This is a genomic window from Streptosporangium sp. NPDC087985 (assembly GCF_044741965.1).
Classification (GTDB): Bacteria; Actinomycetota; Actinomycetes; order Streptosporangiales; family Streptosporangiaceae; genus Streptosporangium.
On record NZ_JBIUTQ010000025.1, the window covers coordinates 26,730 to 49,348 of the forward strand.

The 22,619-nt window shown below is 66.8% G+C and carries 9 protein-coding genes; 3 read left to right on the plus strand and 6 right to left on the minus strand.

All coding sequences use genetic code 11. The features are described from left to right. Positions 1-78: 78 nt before the first annotated feature. From ACIN94_RS29450 to ACIN94_RS29460, 3 genes are all read right to left on the minus strand, one after another. Complete coding sequence (locus ACIN94_RS29450) at positions 79-2,235, minus strand: N-6 DNA methylase (RefSeq protein WP_400713015.1); 2,157 nt, start codon at positions 2,233-2,235, stop codon at positions 79-81. A gap of 367 nt (positions 2,236-2,602) precedes the next feature. Continuing rightward, on the minus strand, positions 2,603-4,687 hold the full coding sequence (locus ACIN94_RS29455) for an MBL fold metallo-hydrolase (RefSeq protein ID WP_400713018.1): 2,085 nt from the start codon (positions 4,685-4,687) through the stop codon (positions 2,603-2,605). Further along, entirely contained in the window at positions 4,684-10,758 is a 6,075-nt protein-coding gene (locus tag ACIN94_RS29460) for a hypothetical protein (protein ID WP_400713021.1), read from the minus strand. The genes ACIN94_RS29455 and ACIN94_RS29460 overlap by 4 nt, the downstream gene beginning before the upstream one ends. 826 nt (positions 10,759-11,584) lie before the next feature. On the opposite strand from ACIN94_RS29460, the gene drmD reads away from it, so the two are divergent. Together drmD and ACIN94_RS29470 are read left to right on the plus strand one after the other, a co-directional pair. Further along, positions 11,585-14,833 (plus strand): DISARM system SNF2-like helicase DrmD, encoded by a 3,249-nt coding sequence (gene drmD / locus ACIN94_RS29465; RefSeq protein ID WP_400713024.1) that lies wholly within the window; start codon positions 11,585-11,587, stop codon positions 14,831-14,833. A 62-nt stretch (positions 14,834-14,895) separates the two neighbouring features. After that, entirely contained in the window at positions 14,896-18,876 is a 3,981-nt protein-coding gene (locus tag ACIN94_RS29470; protein ID WP_400713027.1) for an Eco57I restriction-modification methylase domain-containing protein, read from the plus strand. 68 nt (positions 18,877-18,944) lie between these two features. Here ACIN94_RS29470 and ACIN94_RS29475 read toward each other — a convergent pair whose 3' ends face one another. Then, a complete protein-coding gene (locus tag ACIN94_RS29475) occupies positions 18,945-19,241 on the minus strand; it encodes a hypothetical protein (RefSeq protein WP_400713030.1) in 297 nt (98 codons plus the stop codon). A gap of 99 nt (positions 19,242-19,340) precedes the next feature. On the opposite strand from ACIN94_RS29475, the gene ACIN94_RS29480 reads away from it, so the two are divergent. Next, positions 19,341-20,753 (plus strand): Ig-like domain-containing protein, encoded by a 1,413-nt coding sequence (locus ACIN94_RS29480; protein WP_400713033.1) that lies wholly within the window; start codon positions 19,341-19,343, stop codon positions 20,751-20,753. 395 nt (positions 20,754-21,148) lie between these two features. Here the strand turns inward: ACIN94_RS29480 and ACIN94_RS29485 are convergent, their stop codons facing one another. Together ACIN94_RS29485 and ACIN94_RS29490 are read right to left on the minus strand one after the other, a co-directional pair. Further along, a complete protein-coding gene (locus ACIN94_RS29485) occupies positions 21,149-22,117 on the minus strand; it encodes a phosphotransferase (RefSeq protein WP_400713036.1) in 969 nt (322 codons plus the stop codon). 279 nt (positions 22,118-22,396) lie between these two features. Then, entirely contained in the window at positions 22,397-22,606 is a 210-nt protein-coding gene (locus ACIN94_RS29490) for a DUF397 domain-containing protein (RefSeq protein WP_400713039.1), read from the minus strand. Positions 22,607-22,619: the final 13 nt, after the last annotated feature.

Consider the following 22,619-nt stretch of genomic DNA (forward strand, 5'->3'; position numbering starts at 1 on the left):
GTCACCCCGGTGAAGCGCACCGGGCACGGATGCCACCCGCGTCCGGTCGTGCGGCGGCCCGAACGGTCGGGTTGGCAATCATCTCCGGTCCCTGGGCAGTCTGCCGGCGGACAGGCCGTTGGTCAGTCCGTCGACCAGTTCCCTGCCAACCGCCCCCGCCTCCCGCAGCGATCGTTCGAAGGCGGTGAGCTGCCGGAAGGTCTCGCCGTAGCGGCGCTGCTCTTCGAGAGATACCTGCAGCACCTGCAGCCGGCGGACGTCGATGCGGGAGGACGTCGAGGTGTGCGTGCCGGCCCGCCTCGCGTTGGCCGGGGCCCGTAGGCAGCCGGCCAGGAACCACGGATCCAGCAGCGTCGGATCCACTCGAAGGACGAAAAGTTGCGGGCCCAGCACTGTGGGGGCGTCGGTGTCCACCCAGGCGCCGAACGCCCGGTAGGCCCCGACGACCACCACCTCTTCCGGGACGGTCACGGTGAGAGTACCCGCCGCCTCGCCCGCCGAGACCTCGTACGCGGGCAGCCAGCTGGACGGCCCGCAGCCGGCCAGGACATCGGAGACAGTCAGCACGGGTACGGAGTCCGTGGGGGCATCGCCGGTGCGTACTGCGCCGTCCGCCGGTTGCTGTCCGGCCCGTAGCGTCAACGCGCCCGCCCGGACTAGGTCGCCCACGGTCACCGTGCCCTGCCCGGCAGGTTCCTCCGTGCTCAGTTCGAGCGCGGACAGGGTCGCGGTCAGATCCCGTAGTTCGTGGAGCAGGGTGCCGAACCGGGTCCACGAGCGCCGCAGGCTCAGGTCCGTTGAGATTGTCGTCTTCGGAACGTGCCGTGCCGGGGTGAGATCCACCTCGTCGTCCAGCAGCTCGATCAACGGCACGGAGACATGGCCGACCGGCAGGTTCCCGCCATTGCCGCCCGTCTGGACAGCCGATACCACAATCTTGCGCAGTAGAGGCCAGTCGATTGCCGCTCTGCCCGTCTTCTGCGTTCCCCCGGAAGGCTCTGTCCGGACATCGGCCGCGTCGATGAGGAGGACAGGGCGGCCCAGTTCCGTTCCGTCTCCGGACGGTGCCCGCAGGACCCACAGGTGCAGCGCGACGCTGTGCGGAGGTGCGGCCCCTGGTGGCAGAGCGACTACCGCACGCAGCACGCCGGCGCGGAGCAGAGCGGCCCGGATCCGGCGGCCCGCCCTGCGGGAGGCGACGCCGGGCGGCAGCAGTAGCACTGCCGTTCCGCCGGGGGACAGGCGGCTCAGTGCGTGCTGGATCCAGGCGAGTTCCGATTCGGTGCGGGGTGGCAGGCCGTACGTCCAGCGAGTGTCGGTGGCGAGTTCCTCGTATCCCCAGTCGCGTTCGTTGAACGGCGGGTTGCACAGCACCACGTCGGCTCGGATACCGGGATGGGGATCGGCACGCAACGTGTTCCCTGCCTGGACGTCCACTTCCCAGGAGGCGTCGCCGCGTTCCGGCAGGTGCCCGGCGAGCAGGATCCGCATGGCGGCCAGCGCGGCTTGGGTCGGGTCGATGTCCTGGCCGAGGATTTTCAGCGGAGTGCGCGCGCTCCCCGAACCGGCCCACCGCCGGGCGGCGGCGAGCAGCAGCCCGCCCGTGCCGCACGCGGGGTCCAGCACGGTTCCGACGTCACCGGCCTCGCCGTCGCGTGACAGCTCGGCGACCTCGGCCATCAGGTCCGCGAGCGGGGGCGGGGTGACGCCGATCTGCCGGACGTGCGTGTCGAGCCAGCGGCCGAGCAGGAAGTCGAAGGTCTCGTAGGCGCCTTGTTTCCTCGCCAGGCTGACCGCGCGTTCCACCAGGGCACGCTGGGCGTCTGAGAGGCTGATGCCGACCGGAATCCCTACTGCCGCGTCCGCCGTGCCAAGCCGGGCAGGGGCGGTCTCACTTAGCAGACCCGCCGCGTGCCCAGCGTGTCCCGCTTCCGCCGTACCGAGCCGCGCACCGGTCACTGCAATTGCCATTCCCATGGCGTCGCGGTCTCCAAGTGCCTCGAACTCCGGCCACAGCCGTTCCCGGCCGCCGACCTCGTCGAGCTTGCCCTGTCGCCTCAGCCACTCTTCCACCTGCGACAGTGCGAACTGCGGGCTGGTGTCCGTACCGCCGACCGGCGCGGGAAAGCTGTCATGGCGACGGCGCCAGTTACTGACAGCCGCGCGCCCGACACCGGCGATCCTGGCTATCTCCGCCAGGGTGACGGAGACGGATGGGTCGGCAGAAGGAGGCATTGTGTCTCCGGGTAGGGAACAGGACGGTAACGGCCTCGCCGGCAGAAGGCAGATGACGGGATTTGCCCAGGTAGACAGATGCCGTCGAGGCCCCTTAGGGAGGTCCCTCGGCAGCCTATCCATTGACTCAGTTCACTCGAGCGTCGACCCGGTCGCAGGAATCTGACCAAGAGCCACAGCGAGCTGGTTCCCGATCCAGCCGGTGTCGTTTCTCCAGATCGTCGTGATGTCGAAGGCCGTGGCCAGCACAGCCGCAGCCCACGAGGGTTCTGGGGTTTGAGGAAGCACGAGGAACAGGTCCCTGCTGCCATCCCCCTGTCATCGCCGACACTACTTCCGATGTACTCGCCGAGCGTCGAGAGGCAGGTCAGGGGAGCAGCGAGCCGGGTGACCCACGTTGGCCGTTATGCCAGGGGCCGGTTGGTGTCATGCAGTGGTGGCGTATCTCCAGAATTCTGGCGAAGTCCCGTTGACGCGACGAGATACCGTGCACCAACATCACCTGCTGGGCTGCGACCTCGTCGGCGATTTCGAGCAGGCCCCGCTTGTCGGCGTGTGCCGAGAGTCGCATCATCTCGATACGGGCTCTGAGGGGAATCCTCCTCTCTACGCCGTGGTCGTCGATGGGCAGGTGCGAGGCATGCTCCTCGGCGAGCTTGAGCAACCTGGCGCCGCCGGATTCCTCGTCCTGGTATCCGGAGAGAAACAGCGCACTGTTGGCTTCTGGCAGGATGCGGGCCGCCCACTGCACGGCCGGCCCTCCAGTGAGCATGCCCGACGTGGTGATCACCACTCCGGAGGTGAACTGGTCAAGGTCGTCGGGGCGGTTGGCTCGTGACACATTCCCGCCGACGATGCGCAGCGGGGACCCGCGGTCAGCAGTGATGGATTCGAAAGAGGATGTGATATCCGCGGCCATCCCGTCGAGAAGCACCGGTACGTGGGGAAGCCGGCTCCGCATGATCAGTGCGAGCTCCTGAGCGCGGCCGAGTGCGAAGGCTGGGATGAGAACACGTCCACCAGCCGAGTAGACGTCTTCGACGGATCGGACCAGGTCGTTGACGCGGGTCTCTCGCGCATCGTGGATTTCGGCACAGCAGGTGGACTCCATCACGAGCAGGTCCGCCTCGCGTGCCGCATCCGGGATTTCGTAGCCGTCCACGCTCTCTTGGCGGAACCCGGAGATGTCGCCGGTGACGACGACGCGCTGGTCACCGGCTTGGATAACGACTCCGGCAGCCCCGAGGATGTGGCCCGCGGGGAACAGTTCAAGCGTGATGTCCCCGATCCGGCGCCGCACGCCGTACGGGACCTCTTCGCAGCGCTGGACCGCAGCCTCGACAGCATCCCGCTGGTAGAGGGCCTCACCGCTCAGCCCCCACTCGCGATAGGTACGCTGCCGCCGGCCCATCAACTTCGCGGAGTCGGTCCACATGGCGGGCATCAACTGAACGGTCGCCGGGGTCGCGATCACTCGCAGATGCGGAATCCGCTCGACCAGTGCAGGAACGTATCCGCAGTGGTCCGTGTGAGCGTGGGTGACCACTACGGCGTCAATCGGTCCGGTCAGGGCCTGATCGATGTCACGTGGTGGCTGAGCCGGATCACCGGGGCGCAGCCCGGCATCGACGAGCAGGCGGGTGCCACCGACTTCGATAAGCACGCACGAGCCGCCGATCTCGGTCGCGCCTCCCAGGGGCAGGACGCGCAGATGGAATTCCCGGGTGACGGTCACCCGAGGCTCCGGCCTGATGTCTGGAGGAGACACGATCGCCTGGAGCGCTGCGATAAGCGTTTCGGGCTCGATGCCCGCGGCCTTCGCCGCGAGCGCGACGAGAGGGACGGGAGGAGCGATGGCGGAGGTCTGCCGATTGCGTGGATCTCGGCTTTCGGGGTCGCCGTCAGGTATGTCGGGTGACTGCTGCAGTGCGGAGAGGAGGCTGGCGGCGGTCGTGTGGGGATCGCTGAGACGACGCTGGAGGGTTGACACCTGGACGTCCAGTTCCTCGGCGCGCTTCTCGGCGTCGTCGAGGGCAGCCCTGGTGTTCTGAAGTCCCACGACCGCATGCTCGTTCCGGCCATTGGCCCGCTCCAGCCGGGCCCGTAGGTCGTCGACTTTTTTCTGGTGTCTCCGTAGACGGGTCTGCTGGAGGCGATTCACCCTGTTCAGCTGTTCTGCCAGCCGGAGTCCCGCCTGGAAGACATCGTGGTCAGACGACAGCAGCAGCGTCGCGAGAGCTCGTGACTCCGGTTGGTCGCCGGGAATCCGGAGATCCCTTCGGAGACGATCCCGGAGTTTCTGGAACCTGGTCAGTGCGTCGATGAGCGTTTCCCGCCGGGCGGTGACGAGCTGATCGACGTCGTGTTCGTGTTCCCGTCCGGCCAGGGCGGGCCGGGAAAGGAACACCTCGGCCACCGCGCGGAGTATCGGCAGCAGCGGATCCGGAGTCACTGAGACTGCTCCATCCGCCGGGTCGCGTTCATGAGGACGGATTCGCGTTCGAGCTTTCCGTCAGTACGGGGTACGAGCGCGCCCAGGGTACGGAGCACCTCAACCAGATCCGCGGTGGAGACGTAGCCCTCCTCCCGCAGGCGGGATTCGGAAAGCGGATGTCCCTCCTCGTCCGCTCCGGCCAGGGCCAGAAGGGCCGCGATCGTCTCCGAGTCGTCGGCGATCTCGGTCTGTCTCACAAGCTCATACCAGGCGGCACCCAGAGCCTTGCCGGATAGAACCCCCACGGATCTGACGAAATCATCCGGTGCCTGGTGTAGATATGCCCGGCAGGACTCCAGGGCGTGTTCACGGTCGGTGTCGGGCCTGCTCAGGTCCTGGATCACCTTGCTGATCAGGACCGGCCATCCGCCGGTGACGCGCAACAGGGCCCCCTGACTGGTCTCGTCCTGGAATCCCAGCCCTTCCTCGTACATCCACTGCCGGACCCCTGGCCGGTTGAACGGCTGCAGTTCCACGAGGTTGGCCGTGCTGGTCAGGTCGTCGATCTCGTCTGTGGCCATGTCCGCCCCACGGCCGACCGTCAGCCACTGAAGAGCGTGTTCCGGTGGGGCGATGACGGCGATGGCGAGAGTGCCGCCGCTGGACAGGGAGACCGCGCGAGAGGCCGCGCGCATGATGCCGGTCCCCTTGATGTGCGAGAGACCGGAAAGATCGACGATGACGATGTTGTGCCCCGAACTGTTGCCGGCCCGCTGTATCGCTCCGTCGAAGGTGAGACCGTTCTCACCGACCCGCCATGCCTGCGCCTGGCCGTGCCTCCTGGCCTCGTCCTGAAGCGCGGATGCCACCCGGTCGAGCTGCAGTGCCTTCGAACCGGCGATCAGGTGGAGCACGTTCTTCCGCCGCAGCAGCCAGGAGACCTGGCTGCCGGTCAGAGGGGAACGCTCGCGCCGTCCCAGGTAGGCGGCACGGTAGGACTGGGCGTCGAAGGAATCGGCCTGCTCGAAACTCTCGGCCTGTTCAAGGACCGCCTCGACCTCGTCGGCGCCGCCGAGAAGGTTGAGGATGTGCGGGGTGCGCAGCCGGTAACGTTCCCGGTCGGCGGCGAGAACGCCGAGGTTGACGCACTCCTCCAGGAGCCCGCGAAAACCGTCGCTCGAGGAGTCCTTGAATCCTTGGGGCCACCATCCCTGACACGCGGCTCGCAGCTCGTTGGCCGTCATCGTGGCGTCCGTGCCCGTGTCGAGAGAGTGGAACGCTACGACATAGGCGATGACCTTGTACCGCTTGTCCAGGTTGAGGGTCAACTCGAAGCGATCACGGAAACCGCGGGCCAGTTTGTTGTCCCGCCAGACGGCGTCCACATCCTCGCGGGTGATCTCGTAGGGCAGCACCGTCTGCGGGGCGGGAAGCCGTCGCAGGCGGGTCAGCAAGGACTCCGCGAAGAGCTGGATCAGCGCGGGGGCGTTATTGGCCTCCGCGATCACTCGCGAGGCGAGGACGGGGGGGAAGCGAAGGCCGAGCGCGGCCAGCGGCCTGGTCAGCAGGTTGAACGCGTCCTGTGGGTCGAGCGGTCCGATGGCAATGTGTGCTCCGAGATGTGACAGTGGCTGGTTCGACAGGCTGTCGAAGCGGGCGGTCTTGTGCAGCCCGGCGAAGACGACCTTCACTCTGTGGTCGGTCTCGTTCATCAGGTTGCGCAGGGCGATGACGTTGCTGAACGACGCGCGCCGAGCGTCCTCGTTGAGGAACTCGTCGGCCTCGTCCAGCAGGATCAGCAACTGCCGTGCCGGATCGTCCTCGATCCAAGTCTTCACACCGCGGCAGATTTCCTCCGGGTCGGAAAGCACCCTCACCGACTGCGGAAGGATCTCGGTGGCGGCGAGCTTGCGGGCGAGCATGGGCCAGAGCGACTCCATGGGGACCATCCGCCCGATGTCCTGGATGATCTCAAAGATGATCTTTCGATCCGGGTCGGACTTCCGGATCTGCCGCTCGGCCTTGCGGAGCAGGGCGGACTTTCCAAGCTGCCTGCCGCCGTAGACGAACGAGGAGCCCGTCCTGCTCGTGACCTCCTGCAACTGATCCGAACGTCCGTAGAACATCTCCTCCGGCACATCTCCCGTGGGCGCGTACGGGTTGGCGGAGCTGAACGGTGCGAGCAGGCTCACCGTAGAGGTCCAACTGGCCTCGGGCAGGAACGCGAGGTAGCTGACTGCGGCGTCGTCGATGAAGGCTGTCACCGGGATGGGGCGTTTGCGGCTGACCGCGATCAGTTGGCGCCGCTGCTCCACGGTGAGAACACCGAAGTAGAAGACCAGGACGGTCTGGTCCTCCGGCTGGTCCTTCAGCCATTCGATGACCTGCTGCGGACCCGGGGATTTCCACACGAGCAGCAGCTTGAGGCGGTCACCCGACGGGCTCATCCTGGATCCGAAGGCCGGCAGCAGGGCTTCGCCGATCGTGCTGACATTGTTGAGGGCGACCCAGGTCCGGTTCTGTGCCTCGTTGTGGCCGGTCTGCTGTTCGGCCTCAAGACCGATCATCTGCAGCACCGCCGCGATGGCGGTTTTCAGGTTGCCTGCGGCCTTGGGGCCCTGGGACATGGTCTGCCAGACGCGCAGGCCGTATTCCGACACTCCAGACCGGCCTCTTGGGATCCCGGAGACCGATAGCCCGGCCTCTGCCAGGACGACGCCCAGCTCGGGATCGGTGACGTCCTTCTTGAATTTGAGGGCGTCCTTGAGCTTCTGGAGCCAGTCGTCGCTCTCCGGTCCCCGCTGCCGCCCCGATGAGCGGGAGGACATGCCCTCGAAGGCCCTGGGGAAGTGAGGGAAGAACTTATTGAGATGGTCGACGGCGTCGGAGCGTTCGGGAAGCGGCTTGCCGGCCTGTGCCTGTGCGATGAACTCGTGAGCCGTGGTCAGGTCGCCTACGTCGATGAAGCCCTTGATCCGATCCTGAACCTCGGCGACGTTGGAGTTCTCAGCGCTGAGGCCAGCCAGTCGCTCCTGCTCCATGGCGATCCTGTCATCACGGATTCTGGCTGCTTCCCGCTTCAACTCCTCCAAAGTATGGAAAATGGTGCCGAAGTCATCCCGCTCATCACCGGCCAGTGTCTGAAGCGTCGCGGAGAAGCGGGTTGCGGCGATTTCGGGGAGCACACCGTCCCGGCGCCACTCCGCGATCTGGTCACGGATGTTCTCGATCCGATCGTCGCGCTCATGCCGGGCTGCGGAGACGAGTTTCTCCCGGCGGTTCCGGAGCTCGGCCGCGAGTCCCTGACCCTGGGAGGACAGGACGGCGATGACGGCTCGGGTGCCCTCGTGGTCGCCGAGATCGGCGCGCGAGAGAAAGGCGGTACGCCAGTCTCGGCTGGTCTCACCGCACAGGGTCGTAAGCCGGCTCAGGACAGGCGTGTCGTACGGGGTCAGGGTGTCGGCGTCGACTCTGATCGCGGGAGAGAAAAGGAGATCGCCGTTGAGCAAGTGGGCGATCGGGAACTCGGACTCCGGTGGGGGACTTCCGTCCAGCAACTGGAGGGTGTCGCGGATTAGTATTGAGGCGGCCGCTGCGGCAGCGGCCAGTGGTTCTGCGGAGTCAGCGAGCCGTGCGAGCTCCTCCTCAGCCTGAGCCCGGTTGTGGTTGACCACCGTCCGGAGGTCATCCAGTGCCCCGACAACCGAGGGAACGCCGGAGTCGTCGGTACGTAGCGCCTCAACCTCGTGGACGGCCGTCACCCAGGTCGCCACGATGTCCAGAGCCCTGTTGACCTTCTCCACCAGCTTGATCCGCGCGCTGGAGTGGATCCGGCTGCTGCCGCGGTTCGACGTCCGCTCCTTGGCTGCGGCGTCGATCATCCGGTCGATCATGTGACCGGCACGGAGATCTTTGAGCTTCGTCCCCACGTTCCGCATCTCGGTCACGTCGTTGCGAGCCGCGACGGCGAGAAGACCACCCAGTGGAGCGTTCTCCTGGAGCAGGAATTTCCACACCTCGGTGGCCCGTTGAAGCTTGATTGTCTGGGAAGGGGCCTCTTCAAGAAACCTCAACGCGGCCGAGGACGCGTTTTCCTGGTTGCTCTCCGCCTGTGAGGCGTTTTGCATCCTCCCCGACAGTCCCGGCACGAGATAGGCCCCGTCCTTGGCCACCTTGGCGAAGGCTTTTCCGTACGCGGTCAGCGCCGGGAAGTTTGAGACCACGGGGGAGAGGTCCTCAAGGAGCCGGGCGGTCTCCGGGGTGGGGTGGATCAGACCGGCCCGTATTGCCGCAGCCCAGCCGAGCAACTGTCCGGCCGTGTCCTCGGCGAGAGCCTTCAACGTCACGTTCGCGGCCGATTCGGTGAACGCGGCCGACAGCCGCCCGGCGAACTCGCTCATCTCGGCGGCCATCGCGGCACACCGTCGCACGTTGACCTCTGCGCTGGGGCGGTCCGCTGCCACGCGAAGCCAGGCCGCCAAGCCTAACTGTCTGGTACGGATCGCCTCCGCCTCGGCCGCGATCGCCTCCGGGGGAAGTCCCGCCACGCCGTCGGTGGACGGCTGGGAAGGGGGAACGGGACCGGCCGATGTTCTTTCGGGCTGCTCCAGTTCCTCTGGGCTCCCACCCACAGCCGCGATCCCGGCCGTTGGGACAGTGGGGGAAGAGGGACCGGCCATCAGTGTCGTGGGTTCCCGCGAGGGATCCTGTTCTGATTTCGGGGGTTCCCGAAAGGACACTTCCTCCGGCGGTGCCAGGCTGGTCTCCAGGAAGGCGTCCAGGTCGGCCAGGTCTTCCTGGTCCTCCGGGGCGGTGGAGAGAGCCGCGTCCTGGGGCGGTGGTGGCGTTGTTGGCTCGTCCGCCGCAGGGGCCGTTCCTCCGTCGCCCCCTTCGTCACCGTTGCGCTTGCCGAGCTGATCGTCTTCGGAGGATCCGCTGTCTGCTGGGGTGCGTGAGGCGATGTCCGTTCGCTCGGGAACGACCAACAGACCTTGCGCCGCGGCTGCGGCCACGGCAGCCCAGCCGTCCGGCGCCTCCTTCCTGAAGTGCTCCTGCAACTCGAACGTTCGGAGGAAAGCATTCGGATCGCCCGCAAGGTGAATGAGCTCGACGAGCGCCGCCAGAATCGGAGACCCCTCAAGCGAGGCCTTGCGAATCTCTTCCAGCGGTTTTTCGAGGCCGGCCGGGCCCTCAATGTGAGCCAGTGCGAGTATTCGGCGACGCCGGGAGCTCGCCGACACGACATGGTCGAGGGTCTGCTGAAGTGTGGCCACCGTACCGTCGTCGGTGATCGTGGAGTTGGCTGCCGATGCGAGCCTGTCTCGTAACCTGTCGAAGCCGAGGACACTCCGTGCGATCACTTCGAGGTCGTGATCAAGGGGCCGGCGTGCGTCGGTGCATGATCGCTGCACGTTTCCGGCAGCCTCGGCGGCCTTCAGAAGCGTCTGGCGTAGACGGCTCATCTCTTCCCGCAACGCCTCGATGGAATCCTCAGCAAGGGTGTGGGTGTCGTCCGTCGCGGGCTCTTCGGGCTCTGTTGTCAACTCGGGCTCTTCGGGCTCGTAGTGGTTGAGTTCTTCGATCCCGTCGAGGTCCGGATTCTCGGGTGCCAGCATCGGGAGAGACAGGGCGGCGTCGCGAAGTTCGGACAGTGAGATCGGTGCTTCAGGAAGCTCCGGATGCAGGGTGCGAAACCTCTGCCAGGCGGTGCGGACCGCTTCGGCGGAATCCGGACCCATGCGCTCGGAGGAGGGGACGAGCAGGGCGAGCGCTATCGGAGACAGCGGAACGTCAAGCCGAAAGATGTGCGCGAAGATGAGATCGGCCAGATTGTCGGTGAGGTGCCTCGTATTCGCCAACATCTCGACAAAGATGGGCGCCGAGGACACCACCTCGACGGCGGAACTCGGCCGCAGCAGCCTCGCACAGGCATCTGCGGTGAGCTCGTCGTGGTTCTCGAATCCGTAGACGAAGGGCAGGCTGAGAACGTGGATGAGCGACGAACTCCGCTTCCTGTCGTTTCCCCTGAGCGCGTGCACGAGGCTGGTCGCCGCTGATTTGCTGATCGAACGCATATCGGAGAGCCCCACATGTCGCAATATTTTCTTGCGAAGAGGCGGGGGGTATCTGATAACGCTCGCCAAGAGGTCTTCTGTGGTGACTTTCGACGCTATCTCCGTTAGGACCAGATCGATGTCTGTAAATACCTTTTGTTTCTCGACATAACCCAAGGGTGCAGAGTGGCGGGTATGCGGGTTCTTCTTGGTGCAGTGCTCCACTGTCGGCACCTCCACCTTCCGTATTGCTGGCCCATATCGTAAGGTCGCGTACTCTTGGATTCCGCATTTATGGATAAAGTGCATTCGCCTGGGAGGGATAACGTCGGGCTGTAAGAACCGAAAACACGGCCTGGAGTGCGCGGTCCGTGGTCGGCGAGCGGAATTCATGCCGCTGTTCGATCTGGCGGAGACCGAACTGCTCCACTCGCTGACCTTGGCCCCCCGTGGCGGGATCGCCACCCTGGCGCGGGTGGAGTGCCGCATCCGCCGAACAGTCCGAGCGCCTTGCCCGCCGATCGTCCGATGGGCCTGGCCGGGCTCGTCGTCGATGCGATGCCATCAACTTCTCCACGATGCGGTCGCACACCTGTGCTCGTACGGCCGAGGCCGGAGCGGCAGGAAGCAGCGCCTTCTTGGTAACCCGATCGGGTGCGCGCCGCGTCACACTGGTGGATACTAGATCATTTATTGATATATGTGAACTAAGTGCACGAATATTTTTTTCTGTGGACATGAAACACATGTGTGGCATACAGTCCAGTTCCCGCCCTTGACGGAACGGTCCTGGGGCGATCGACTTTGCAGGTCCTTTACTCCCGTCCGCCCCCCGACGGCCATGCCCCCTTGCGATCACGGCATGGCAGCCTGGGCGGGGTGCGGCGGGGGAGCCGTCGGCGAGGAGTTAATGGTGACGAGCGCGACCCCCCTGAGCGCGACGCCTCCGAAGGAGAGCACCGAGAAGGAAGAACCGGCCATCGGCGCCCTGGTGGCGGCCCGAGGGCAGCGCTGGGTGGTCAGCGAGGTCGAGGCCGGGAAGGCCGGCACCCTGGTGGGCCTGCAGAGCGTCGAGGACGGCCGGTACGGCGACCGGCTCGACGTCGTCTGGGAGATCGAGCCGGGCCGCCGCGTCCTGCCGAGCGGCTCGCTGCCCGACGTGACACCAGAGGGCTTCGACCCGCCCGAGCGGCTGGCCGCCTTCCTCGACGCCATCCGCTGGTCCGCGGTGGCCAGCGCCGACGTCAAGACGCTGCAGGCGCCGTTCCGCTCCGGGGTGGCCATCGAGGACTACCAGCTGGAGCCGGTGGCCCGCGCCCTCGACGCGCCCCGCGTGAACCTGCTGCTCGCCGACGACGTCGGCCTCGGCAAGACCATCGAGGCCGGGCTCGTCGCCCAGGAGCTGCTGCTCCGTCACCGCGCCCGCCGCGTCATGATCGTCTGTCCGGCCGGGCTGACCCTCAAGTGGCGCGACGAGATGGCCGAGAAGTTCGGCCTGGACTTCACCATCGTCGATACCGAGCGCTGCGCCCTGGTGCGCCGCACCCACGGCAGCGCCGCCAACCCGTTCCACGTCCACCCGCTGACCATCGTCAGCCTCCCGTGGCTGCGCGGCCAGAAGGCGCAGCGCCTCCTGGACGAGATGCTCGACCCCTCGGGGCTGGAACGCCGCTTCGACCTGCTCATTCTGGACGAGGCCCACCACGTCGCCCCGTCCGCGCCCAAGCAGGTCTACGCGGTCGACTCCCAGCAGACCAAGCTGATCCGCCGGCTCGCCCCGCACTTCACCCACCGGCTCTTCCTCTCGGCGACCCCGCACAACGGCTACCAGGCGAGCTTCACCGCGCTGCTGGAGATCCTCGACGACCAGCGGTTCGCCCGGGGCGTCGACCCCGACCCCGTCGCCGTCAAGGAGGCGGTGGTCCGCCGGCTCAAGCGGCACATCGTCAACGCCGACGGAAGCATGCGCTTCCTGGAGCGCGCCGCCCACGCCATCCCGGTGCACTACCCCGACGACGAGCGTGAGATCCACGGGCTGCTCAAGGAGTTCGCGCGGCTGCGCCGTACCCGGCTCAACCGGAGCAAGAAGGGCCGCAAGGCGGCCGACCTGGTGACGCTGCTGCTGAAGAAGCGGCTGTTCTCCAGCCCCACCGCGTTCGCCCACACCGTCGGCGTCTATCTCAGCACCGTCACCTCCGCCGCCCAGACCGCCGTGGCGGCGGACGAGGACGACGAGATCCCGGAGTGGATGGAGGACTACTGGGAGGAGACGGCCACCCTCGACGACGAGCCGCTGGCCGACGCCGAGGACGACGCCGTCGGCCTGGCCGCCCCGCTGCAGGGCGCCGCCACCGACGCCGAGGTCGCGCTGCTCAAGCGGATGCGCGGCTGGGCGCTCGACTACGCCGCCGCCCCCGACGCCAAGGCCCGCGAGCTGATCACCTACCTGAAGGCGATCTGCCGTCCGGACGGGCACTGGACCAACGAGCGGGTCGTCGTCTTCACCGAATACCGCGACACCCAGCGGTGGCTGGCCGAGCTGCTCCGTCAGGAGGAACTGGCCGGAGACCGGCTCGCCATCCTGCACGGCGGGATCGCCGCCGACGATCGCGAACAGCTCCGGATCGCCTTCCAGACCGACCCCGCCGAGCACCCCGTCCGCATCCTGCTGGCCACCGACGCCGCCAGCGAGGGCATCGACCTGCAGAACCACTGCCACCGGCTGATCAACTACGACATCCCGTTCAACCCCAACAAGCTGGAGCAGCGGATCGGCCGCGTCGACCGGTGGGGCCAGAAGCACAACCCCGACATCCGCCACTTCGTCGGCACCGGCTGGGATAAGGCCGTCGACTCCTTCGAGGCCGACCTGGAGTTCCTCTCCCGGGTCGCCAAGAAGGTCGCCCAGATGGAGGACGACCTCGGCTCGGTCAACGCCGTGCTGGCCGACGCCGTACAGAGGCGGATGCGGGGCGACATCCCCGACTACGACGTGGAGCGCGCAGCCCGGCAGACCCGCGAGCCGAGACAGACCGTCCCGGCCGAGACCGACGTCGGCGAGCAGGTCCGCAGGCTCCGCGCCAACCTCGACGACACCGTACGGGAGCTCGGCATCACCCCGGCCGGGGTGAAACGGGTCGTCGACACCGCGCTCGGCCTGGCCCGCCAGCAGCCGCTCCGCGCCCACCTGGACGAGAAACACCTCGCCGAGGGCCTGCACGACGTGCCGCCGCTCACCGGCTCCTGGGAGCGCGCCACCGCCGGGCTGGCGACCAAGCTCCGGAAGAAGGACGAACTGCCCCGGCAGCGTCCGGTCACTTTCGACGAACGGGTGACCCTCGACCCGCAGGGCCGGGTCCGCGACGACGTCGTCCTCGCCCACCTCGGCCACCCCCTCGTCGCCATGTCGACCCGGCTGCTCCGCGCCGCCGTCTCCAACCCCGAGATCGGCCTGCACCGGGTGACCGCCGTGGTCAGCGACGACCCCGCGCTGGAGACCACCCTGGTCGGGACGTTCTTCCGGTTCGTCCTGGTCGGCGGTGACGGCATCCGGCTGCATGAGGAGGTCCTGCACGCCGGCGGCTGGATCCCCGAGAGCGGCCGGTTCCGGCGGCTGGAGAACCTGACCGCGCTCGGCGGCCTCATGGGCCGGGCGCTCACCCAGGGCACCCCCGCCGCCGCCCCGGTACGGCACCGCCTGGCCGCCCTCTGGCCGCGGGTCGGCGACGCCGTCCTCCAGTCGATCGACTGGCGCGTCAACGGCAAGGACCAGAAACGCGACCAGCTGGAACGCAAACTCGCCCAGCGCAAGGAGGCCGAGCAGGCCAGGGTCGCCGCCAACCTCACCCAGTTCGAGGCCGCGCTCCGCGCCCGGCTCACCGAGACCGAGGACGCCGACGCCCTGTTCAGCCGGATCGAGGCGACCAGGAGCAAGGACGAGCTCGACCAATATCGCAAGGACCGCAGATCCTGGGAGGACCGCCTGTCCCGCCTTGCCGAGGAGCGTGACCGCGAACTGGAGACGATCGCGGCCCGCTACCGCGACCCGCAGCCGCACCGGTTCCCGGTGGCCGTGGTCTTCGTCGTGCCGAAGCGGGAGGCGACCCGATGAGCCGCAGGTCCTTCGGCCCCGACCGGGACGCCGCCCGGCAGCACCAGGAGTGGCTGAGCCTGGTGGAGGTCTCCGGCCCGTTCCTCAGCCTGCCCGTGCTCCGTACGGCCTGGCCGGCGCTCGACTCGCTCGACCGGCGGCAGCGCGAACGGCTCCGCCTCGAACACGCCACCTGGCAGACCGGCGGCGACCGCCGCGCCTGGATCACCTACGTGCTGCGCGAGCTGCTCCGCTGGGACGACGCCGTGCGGATCGGCGGCCTCGACGAGCTGACCGTGCCGGTGCCCGAGCACGACACCTCCCTCACCCCGGCGTTCGCGCTGGCCGTACCGGGATCGTCCTCCAGCACGCCGGGTCCGGTCGCGATCGGGGACGTACGGCTCCTCGGCATGATCAGCAGCGGCCACCCGATGGCCCGGATGGCGACCTCCAAGTGGGCCGCCACCCCCGTCGACCGGATGGCCCAGCTCTGCCGCCACCACGGCGTCGAGCTCGGCCTGGTCACCGACGGCCGCTGGTGGACCCTGGTCTGGGCCCCCCGGGGCGGCGTCACCACCACGGCCGTCTTCGACGCCGTCCCCTGGCCGGAGGCGGCCGAACGCGACGTCGTCCGCGCGTTCGTCTCGCTGCTCAACGCCGAGCGCTTCTTCACCTTCCCGGAGGGGGAGCGGCTGCCCGCGCTGCTGGCCACCAGCGCGGAGAACCAGGAGGACATCACCGAGGCCCTCGGCGTCCAGGTCCGCCAGGCCGTCGAGCTGCTCGTCACCGCGATCGGCCGCGCGGGCGTCCGCGACGAGGTCACGGCGCACGAGGTCTACCGGGGCTCGGTGACCGTGATGATGCGGATCGTCTTCCTGCTCTTCGCCGAGGAGCGCGGCCTGCTCCCCGCCGGCAACGAGGTCTATGCCACCGCCTACTCGGCGGGCCGGCTCTGCGCCGAGCTGGAACAGCGCGCCGTGGAGGGCACCGAGGAGGAGCTGACCCACGACACCGGCGCCTGGCACCGGCTGCTCGCCGTCTTCGAGGCCGTCTACCAGGGCGTCGACCACCCCCGCCTGAGCATGCACCCGCACGACGGCTCGCTGTTCGACCCGCACACCTTCTCCTGGATGCCGCTGACCATCGACGACCGGACCGTGCTGCACATGCTCAAGGCCGTGCAGTACGTCGAGGTCGGCACCGGCAAGAACCGCGAGCGCCGCAGGCTCAGCTTCCGCTCCCTGGATGTCGAGCAGATCGGCTACGTCTACGAGGGCCTGCTCTCCTTCGAGGGCTTCCGCGCGGCCGACACCGTCGTCGGCCTGGTCGGCAAGCCCGGCAAGGAGGCCGAGGTCGAGCTGACCGACCTCGAACACCTCGCCGCGGGGTTCGGCGGTACGGCGGGCGAAGGGTTCGCGGCCAAGCTGGCCGAGGTCCACAAGGACTCCGGGCTCGGTACGGCCGGCGCGATCGCCCGGCGGCTGGCCCCGCCCGACGCGGCCGGTGAGCTGGAGGCGACCCGCAGACTGCTCGCGGCCACCGGCGGCGACGCCGACCTGGCCGGGCGGCTGCTGCCGTTCGCCGGGATCATCCGCGACGACCTGCGCGGCCTGCCCCTGGTCATCCTGCCGGGCACGCTGTACGTCACCGAGTCGGCGCTACGGAAGAACACCGGCACCCACTACACGCCGCGCAAGCTCGCCGAGGAGGTCGTGGAGGGGGCACTGGAGCCGCTGATCTACACGGTCGGCCCGCTGCAGACGGCCGATCGGTCGCAGTGGAAGCCGAAGACGTCGCGGGAGATCCTGGCGTTGAAGGTCGCCGACATCGCGATGGGGTCGGCGGCGTTCCTGGTGGCCGCGGCCCGCTACCTCGGCGAGGCACTGGTCGCAGCCTGGTCCCGCGAGGGCGACGAACTCGCCGCCGCCTACCTTGAGGCGGCCCCGGAACGTACGGCCGACGCCGAGGCCGACCCACTGGTCATCGAGGCCCGGCGGCAGATCATCGAGCACTGCCTGTACGGTGCGGACATCAACCCGATGGCCGTCGAGATGGCCAAGCTGTCGTTATGGCTGGTCTCGATGGACCCGGCCCGGCCCTTCACCTTCGTGGACGACCGCCTGGTGGCCGGAGACTCCCTGCTGGGGATCACGTCGGTTGAGCAGCTCGAGTTCATGCACATGGACCCGGAGAAGGGCCGGAAGATCCACGAGGACCTGTTCGGCTGGACGGCCGGGGTGCGCTCCAAGGTCGCCGAACTGGCCGAGCGGCGCCGGGGGATCGCGGACATCGAGCTGGGAGAGGACCCGCTGGCCGGACTGGCCAGGAAGCGGGCACGGCTCGAAGAGATCGGCATCGCCTCGGCCCAGCTCCGGCTCTTCGCGGACCTGACGGTGGGGGCGGCGCTGGCGTATGCGGGCAAGGGGGACCGGGGGCTCAAGGTTGGGTCCGAGCAGGCGGCCAAGCTGGCGAACGATGTGTATCAGGGCAGGGGCGAGCTGGAGGCCCGGGAGACACGGAAGGAGTGGCTTGCTACCGATCAGGTGGAAGGTAACTTCGACCGGAGGCCTATACATTGGCCGCTTGTTTTTCCTGAAGTCTTTGAGCAGGGTGGGTTTGATGCCATCGTTGGAAATCCGCCCTTCCTCGGAGGTTCAAAGATAACTGGAGTGCTTGGAACCGCGTATCGAGAGAATCTTGTGCAGTCGATCGGTCGCGGCGTTCGGGGATATGCGGATGTAGTTTCGTACTTCTTGCTGCGTGCCCATTCGCTGCTCTCTTCTAGAGGGCAATCAGGCTTGATTGCAACAAATTCGCTCGCGCAAGCGAGTACAAGAGAGGTTGGGCTTGATCAGCTCGTAGCTGAAGGGATTGCACTTAGAAAAGCAGTAAAAAGCAAGCCGTGGCCCTCTCGTAGTGCATCGCTGGAGTATTGCGCTGTATGGACTACCCGTGAATGTTTATCGGAAAGCGTAGAAAGGTGGCTGGATGGTACTGCAGTCTCTGGAATCACGTCCTCTCTAGAGATTGAGTCGCGCGTATCTGGAACCCCTTACCCTCTTGTTGAGAACGCTGGATTTGCCTTTCAAGGTGTGAAGATTGATGGAATAGGATTTGTTCTTAATGCCGCTGAAGCGAAGAGCATAATTGAAGGCGATCGGCGATATGAAGAAGTTCTGTTTCCATTTCTAAACGGCCAAGACTTAAATTCTAGCCCTTCCCTATCGGCCAGTCGTTGGGTGATTAACTTCCATGACTGGCCTGTAGAGCGTGCCCGCTCTTACTCGCACTGCTATGAGCGTGTACTTCGCCTAGTGAAGCCGGAGCGCGACAAGAATAAGCGAAAGTTCTATCGCGATCACTGGTGGCAGTATGCCGAAAGGCGTCCAGGGATGCTCAGGGCTATCGATGGACTGCAGAAGGTTATGGTAATTCCTTTAAGTAGTTCTACTCAGATCCCGGTATTCGTGCCGAGTAATCAAGTCCTCTTCCAGGCCCTCATCGTTTTTGCGACGGACGATTCGGCGCGGTTGACTCTTCACTCTAGTAGCTTCCAATACTGGTGGACGAGAACATGGAGTTCGGCGTTAAAGACAGATATTCGGTACACTCCGTCAACGGCGTTTGAGCCATTTCCTCAGCCAAGCCTGACTCCCAATATGCGGAGCCTTGGCGATCGACTCGATATGTTTCGTCAGAATCTCATGCTTGCGCGCCAAGCTGGCCTGACCGCGATCTATAACTTAGTCAACGATCCGAAGTGTGATGACGAGGATATTGTCGAGCTTCGCCGAATTCACAGGGAAATCGACGAGGCGGTCTGCCATGCTTATGGCTGGGACGACCTGATTGACCAGCTTGACCACGGTCACCACCCCGTGGGCCGGGAGACCCGCTACACGGTCGGCCCCGCCGTACAGCGGGAGCTCGTGGACCGGCTGCTGGAGCTCAACCACGCCCGCTACGCCGAAGAGGTCGCCCAGGGTCTCCACGACAAGGGCGCCAAGAAGAGCGCACGGAAGCCCAAGGCTGGGGCGAACGCCGACCAGGAGGACCTGTTCTGACCGGGGTGTGGGGAGGCGCTTCGGGCTCGGCGCACCCTAAGCGGTCTGCGCCGTAAGCCCTTCGGGGGTTATGCGGCGGTGTTCAGGGCGACAGGCTGGTAGCTGCGTTCGTGCTGGAGGTTCGACTCTTTCTGTTCATGTCGCTCGATCCGGCCCAGTAGGCCCTCGAGGTCGGCCGGGGTGAACTTCCATCTGAAGGGCCGAGCGGTTGCGTTGTAGCGCCGCTCAAAGGCGATGGGCCGGTCTTCGACCTGGTCAAGGCTGGTGAAGTCGTTGGGCGTGACGACCTTGCTGCGGTAGCGGGTGGTGAGCTGCTGGTACTTCCGGCGGTTGCAGGCATGCCCGGGATGCGACACGGAGATCACATGCACACCTAGCGCAATAAATTAATTACAGAGCGTAATGTTCGTTGTTAAGTCGATCTACGAGGACATCCCTCACGACAGAGTGGGAGTTCAATGTTGATGTCACAACGATCCGGATCCGCGCTCACCGCGCTAGCCTGCGCCCTGTTGACGCTGCTGGCCGCATCGGGGACGCCGGTGGCGGCCGATACCGGTGCGCACGCCGCCACCACTGGGCGGCAGGCTGTCACGCGAGCTGCCAACACGCCCTGTGTCCGGCAGGGGCAGACGACCTACCCCGTCAGCTACTACTGGAAGAACGCATTCGGCGGAAGGCTGGGCAGCGGGTCGATCTCGGTCGACACCTCCCCATCCCTGTGGGGCGGGCAGATCACACCGGGCGGCACCTTCACCCTCACGCTGACGCACCGCACGGCCCAGTGGCCGCTGCTGGTCAGGAGCTACACCACCACGTGGGACCTGTCGTCACTGCTGGCCAACGCTGATGTCGTCGGCCAGTCGGGGACCGGCACCATCAGCGGCAACGCCCTGTCGATCACCTCGCCGGGTACCAAGACCGACCCATCCCCGAAGGTCATCACCTTCCAGGTCAGGCAAGGCACCATCGGGGGCAGCATGACCATCCGGCCGACCGGGATCAGCAGCGTCATCGCCGCTCCGGGCCAGCTCGGAGACAACACAGCCGCCTCCCCGATCCAGATCGTCAACGGGCAGTCCATCTCGCCCACCAAGGCCGTCGACGACACCGTCACCACCACGCAGGGCACAGCCGTCAGCATGCCCGTCCTGGCCAACGACATCGCGACCTCACCGGCGATCAGCAGTGTCACCAGGCCCGGCAACGGCACCGCGACGATCTCCGGCAGCAACGTGATCTACACACCCGACGCGGGCTTCGCCGGCACCGACACCTTCACCTACACCATCACCACCGCCTGCGGTACCAGCACCGCAACGGTCACCGTCAACGTCACCTGTAGCTACACACCGGTCAACCTGGTCAACGGCAGCTTCGAGACGCCGACCGTGGCCACGGTCGACTACTCCATCCCCGACGCCTCCACCAACCCCAGCGTCGGCTGGCAGACCACCGCCACCGACCACAAGCTGGAGTTCTGGCGCGGCGGTTCGACCGGAGTCCCAGCAGCCGACGGCCAGCAGTTCGCCGAACTCAATGCCAACCAGGTCTCCACGCTCTACCAGGACCTGCCCACCGTTCCGGGAACACCGATGACCTGGTCGCTGTATCACCGAGGTCGCCTCGGTACCGACGTGATGCAGGTGCTCATCGGCCCGCCAGGCGCGACCGTGGCTCAGGTCCCCACCGGGGCCTCCTCTCCGAACATCTCCGACGGCAACACCGCCTGGGGCCACTACACCGGGGTGTACGTCGTACCTCCGGGACAGACCACTACACGATTCGCTTTCGAGTCGGTTTCGGCTGCGGGGGGCTCCCCGACGGCTGGCAACTTCCTGGACGGCGTGGTATTCCAAACGCCACCCTGCCCGTAAACGACCAAGAAGTGAAGGCGGGCGGAACCCTGGGCGCGCACACGGCAAACTGACCGACCGCTGACCCGCAACCGCTCAGGTCTTTGACCGTCATACACAACACCCGGCCGAGGGCCGCGCGGACAGAAACGGGACAGACACCAAAGCTCCTGTGCAGCAAGGCAGTCACCACGACCTCCTTGCTGCACAGGAGCGTCACCGTCAGGCACACCCAGGCGGCCTCCGCCTCAAGGTGGGGTGCCGGTGAGAACCACATCGTGAGCCCCAATCCGGGTTGATCTTGCCCGGTGGCGAGGCGCTCCTGCCTGCAACCTGTTTTCAGCACGCCCAACGCAATGATCAGCGGGTGAGGCGTCGCAGGCTGACCACATTTGCCTGGAGCCCAAGTCCTCGCGTCATTCGAGGTAGCCCCTGAGGTAGGTCCACGACGCGGTGATGTCCTCGCCTGCGCGGTGCGGCCGGCGGAGCTCGTCGACGAAGATGGCGATGTCGGCGAGGTCCCACCACAGCCGGTAGAGGGCGAGGCCGGCTGGGGCGACGGGCCGTCCAGTGGCGCGGGTGTAGTCGGCCAGTACGTCGTCGGAGTCGCCGGCGACCATCCACAGATCCCTTTCCGGCGGGGCGACCTGCACGGTGTCCCAGTCGACGAGCCTCAGACCGGCCGCGCCCCGGATCAGGTTGCCGGGGTGCGGTTCGCCGTGGGTGACGACCCAGGCCGCGGTGGTGCCCCGCACCTGCTCGACGAGCCGATCGAAGTCGCCGAGCAACCGTTCGACGTGGTCGGCACGGGCGGCCAGCAGCCGCCGAGCTGATTCGGAGAACGGCCCGCCTGCCCAGTCCCGGTCGAGGTCGTTCAACGCGTCCTGGAGCCTGTCCCTGCCGGGCAGCGTCAGGTCGGTGCGGGGAGCGTCGGCCGCGATGACCGGAGTGGCTTGGTGCAGTTCGACGAGTAGCTCGACGACCTCGGCCCGGTCCTCCGGTCGGTGCGCGCCGAAATGCCCGGCCTCGCCCTCCACCATCGGAAACATCGAAACGGCGTACCGCGGATCGAGCCGCCACACCGTCGACCCGGTCCGGCTCGGGATCGGCGCGACCACGAATCCGAGCCCGGCGTCCCGTCGAAGGGCCAGCGCGGTGTCGAAAGCCCGTCCGAGCGCACCGAAGGCGGCCTCCCGCGAGCCGTCCTCGACACCGAGATCGTCAACCGTTACGAAAAATGCCTGCCCGCCACTGTCGACCACGGCCCAGTGGTAGCTCCCAGCCCCCAACGGAAGGTAGTTCGCCGACCGGACCTCGACCCCCCACCCATCGGCCAACACCGAGACCAGCTCGGTCTCCTCCACGCCCTCCGGTCTGTCCCTCATGGGCCGTGATTATGCCCAATAGGTCGCCAACGCGAGGCGAACGCCCGAGGCCGCTCTGCCGTGTCCGGCGGTCGATGACGCACCGTGTTCCACCGCGTTCCTCGCCACGGCCGGCACCGGCTCCGACCCCGGCAGGCCGGTCACCGTCGCCGAACGCGCCGGGGCGGCCGGTGACCTGGCGAACGATGTGCTGAGCGACCCGGAACGGCGGGTCTGGCACAGCTCGTAGGCGCCGCCTCCCGAAAAACGACCGTGTTCTCAGTGGGTGGATTCTGCCGGTCAGATGAGGCTGTCGAGGCCACCGCTCTTGATGCCGCCGACGAAGGCCGTCCACTCGTCACGGCGGAACACGAGCGTGCCGCCCTCGCGGTCCTTGGTGTCGCGTACGGCGACGGCATCGTTGACGAACGCCACCTCGACGCAGCTCGGGCCGCTGCCGCTGAGGCTGCTCTTGCGCCACCGCGCACCGGAGAGGTCAGGCTGCTGCATATCCTTGCTTCCT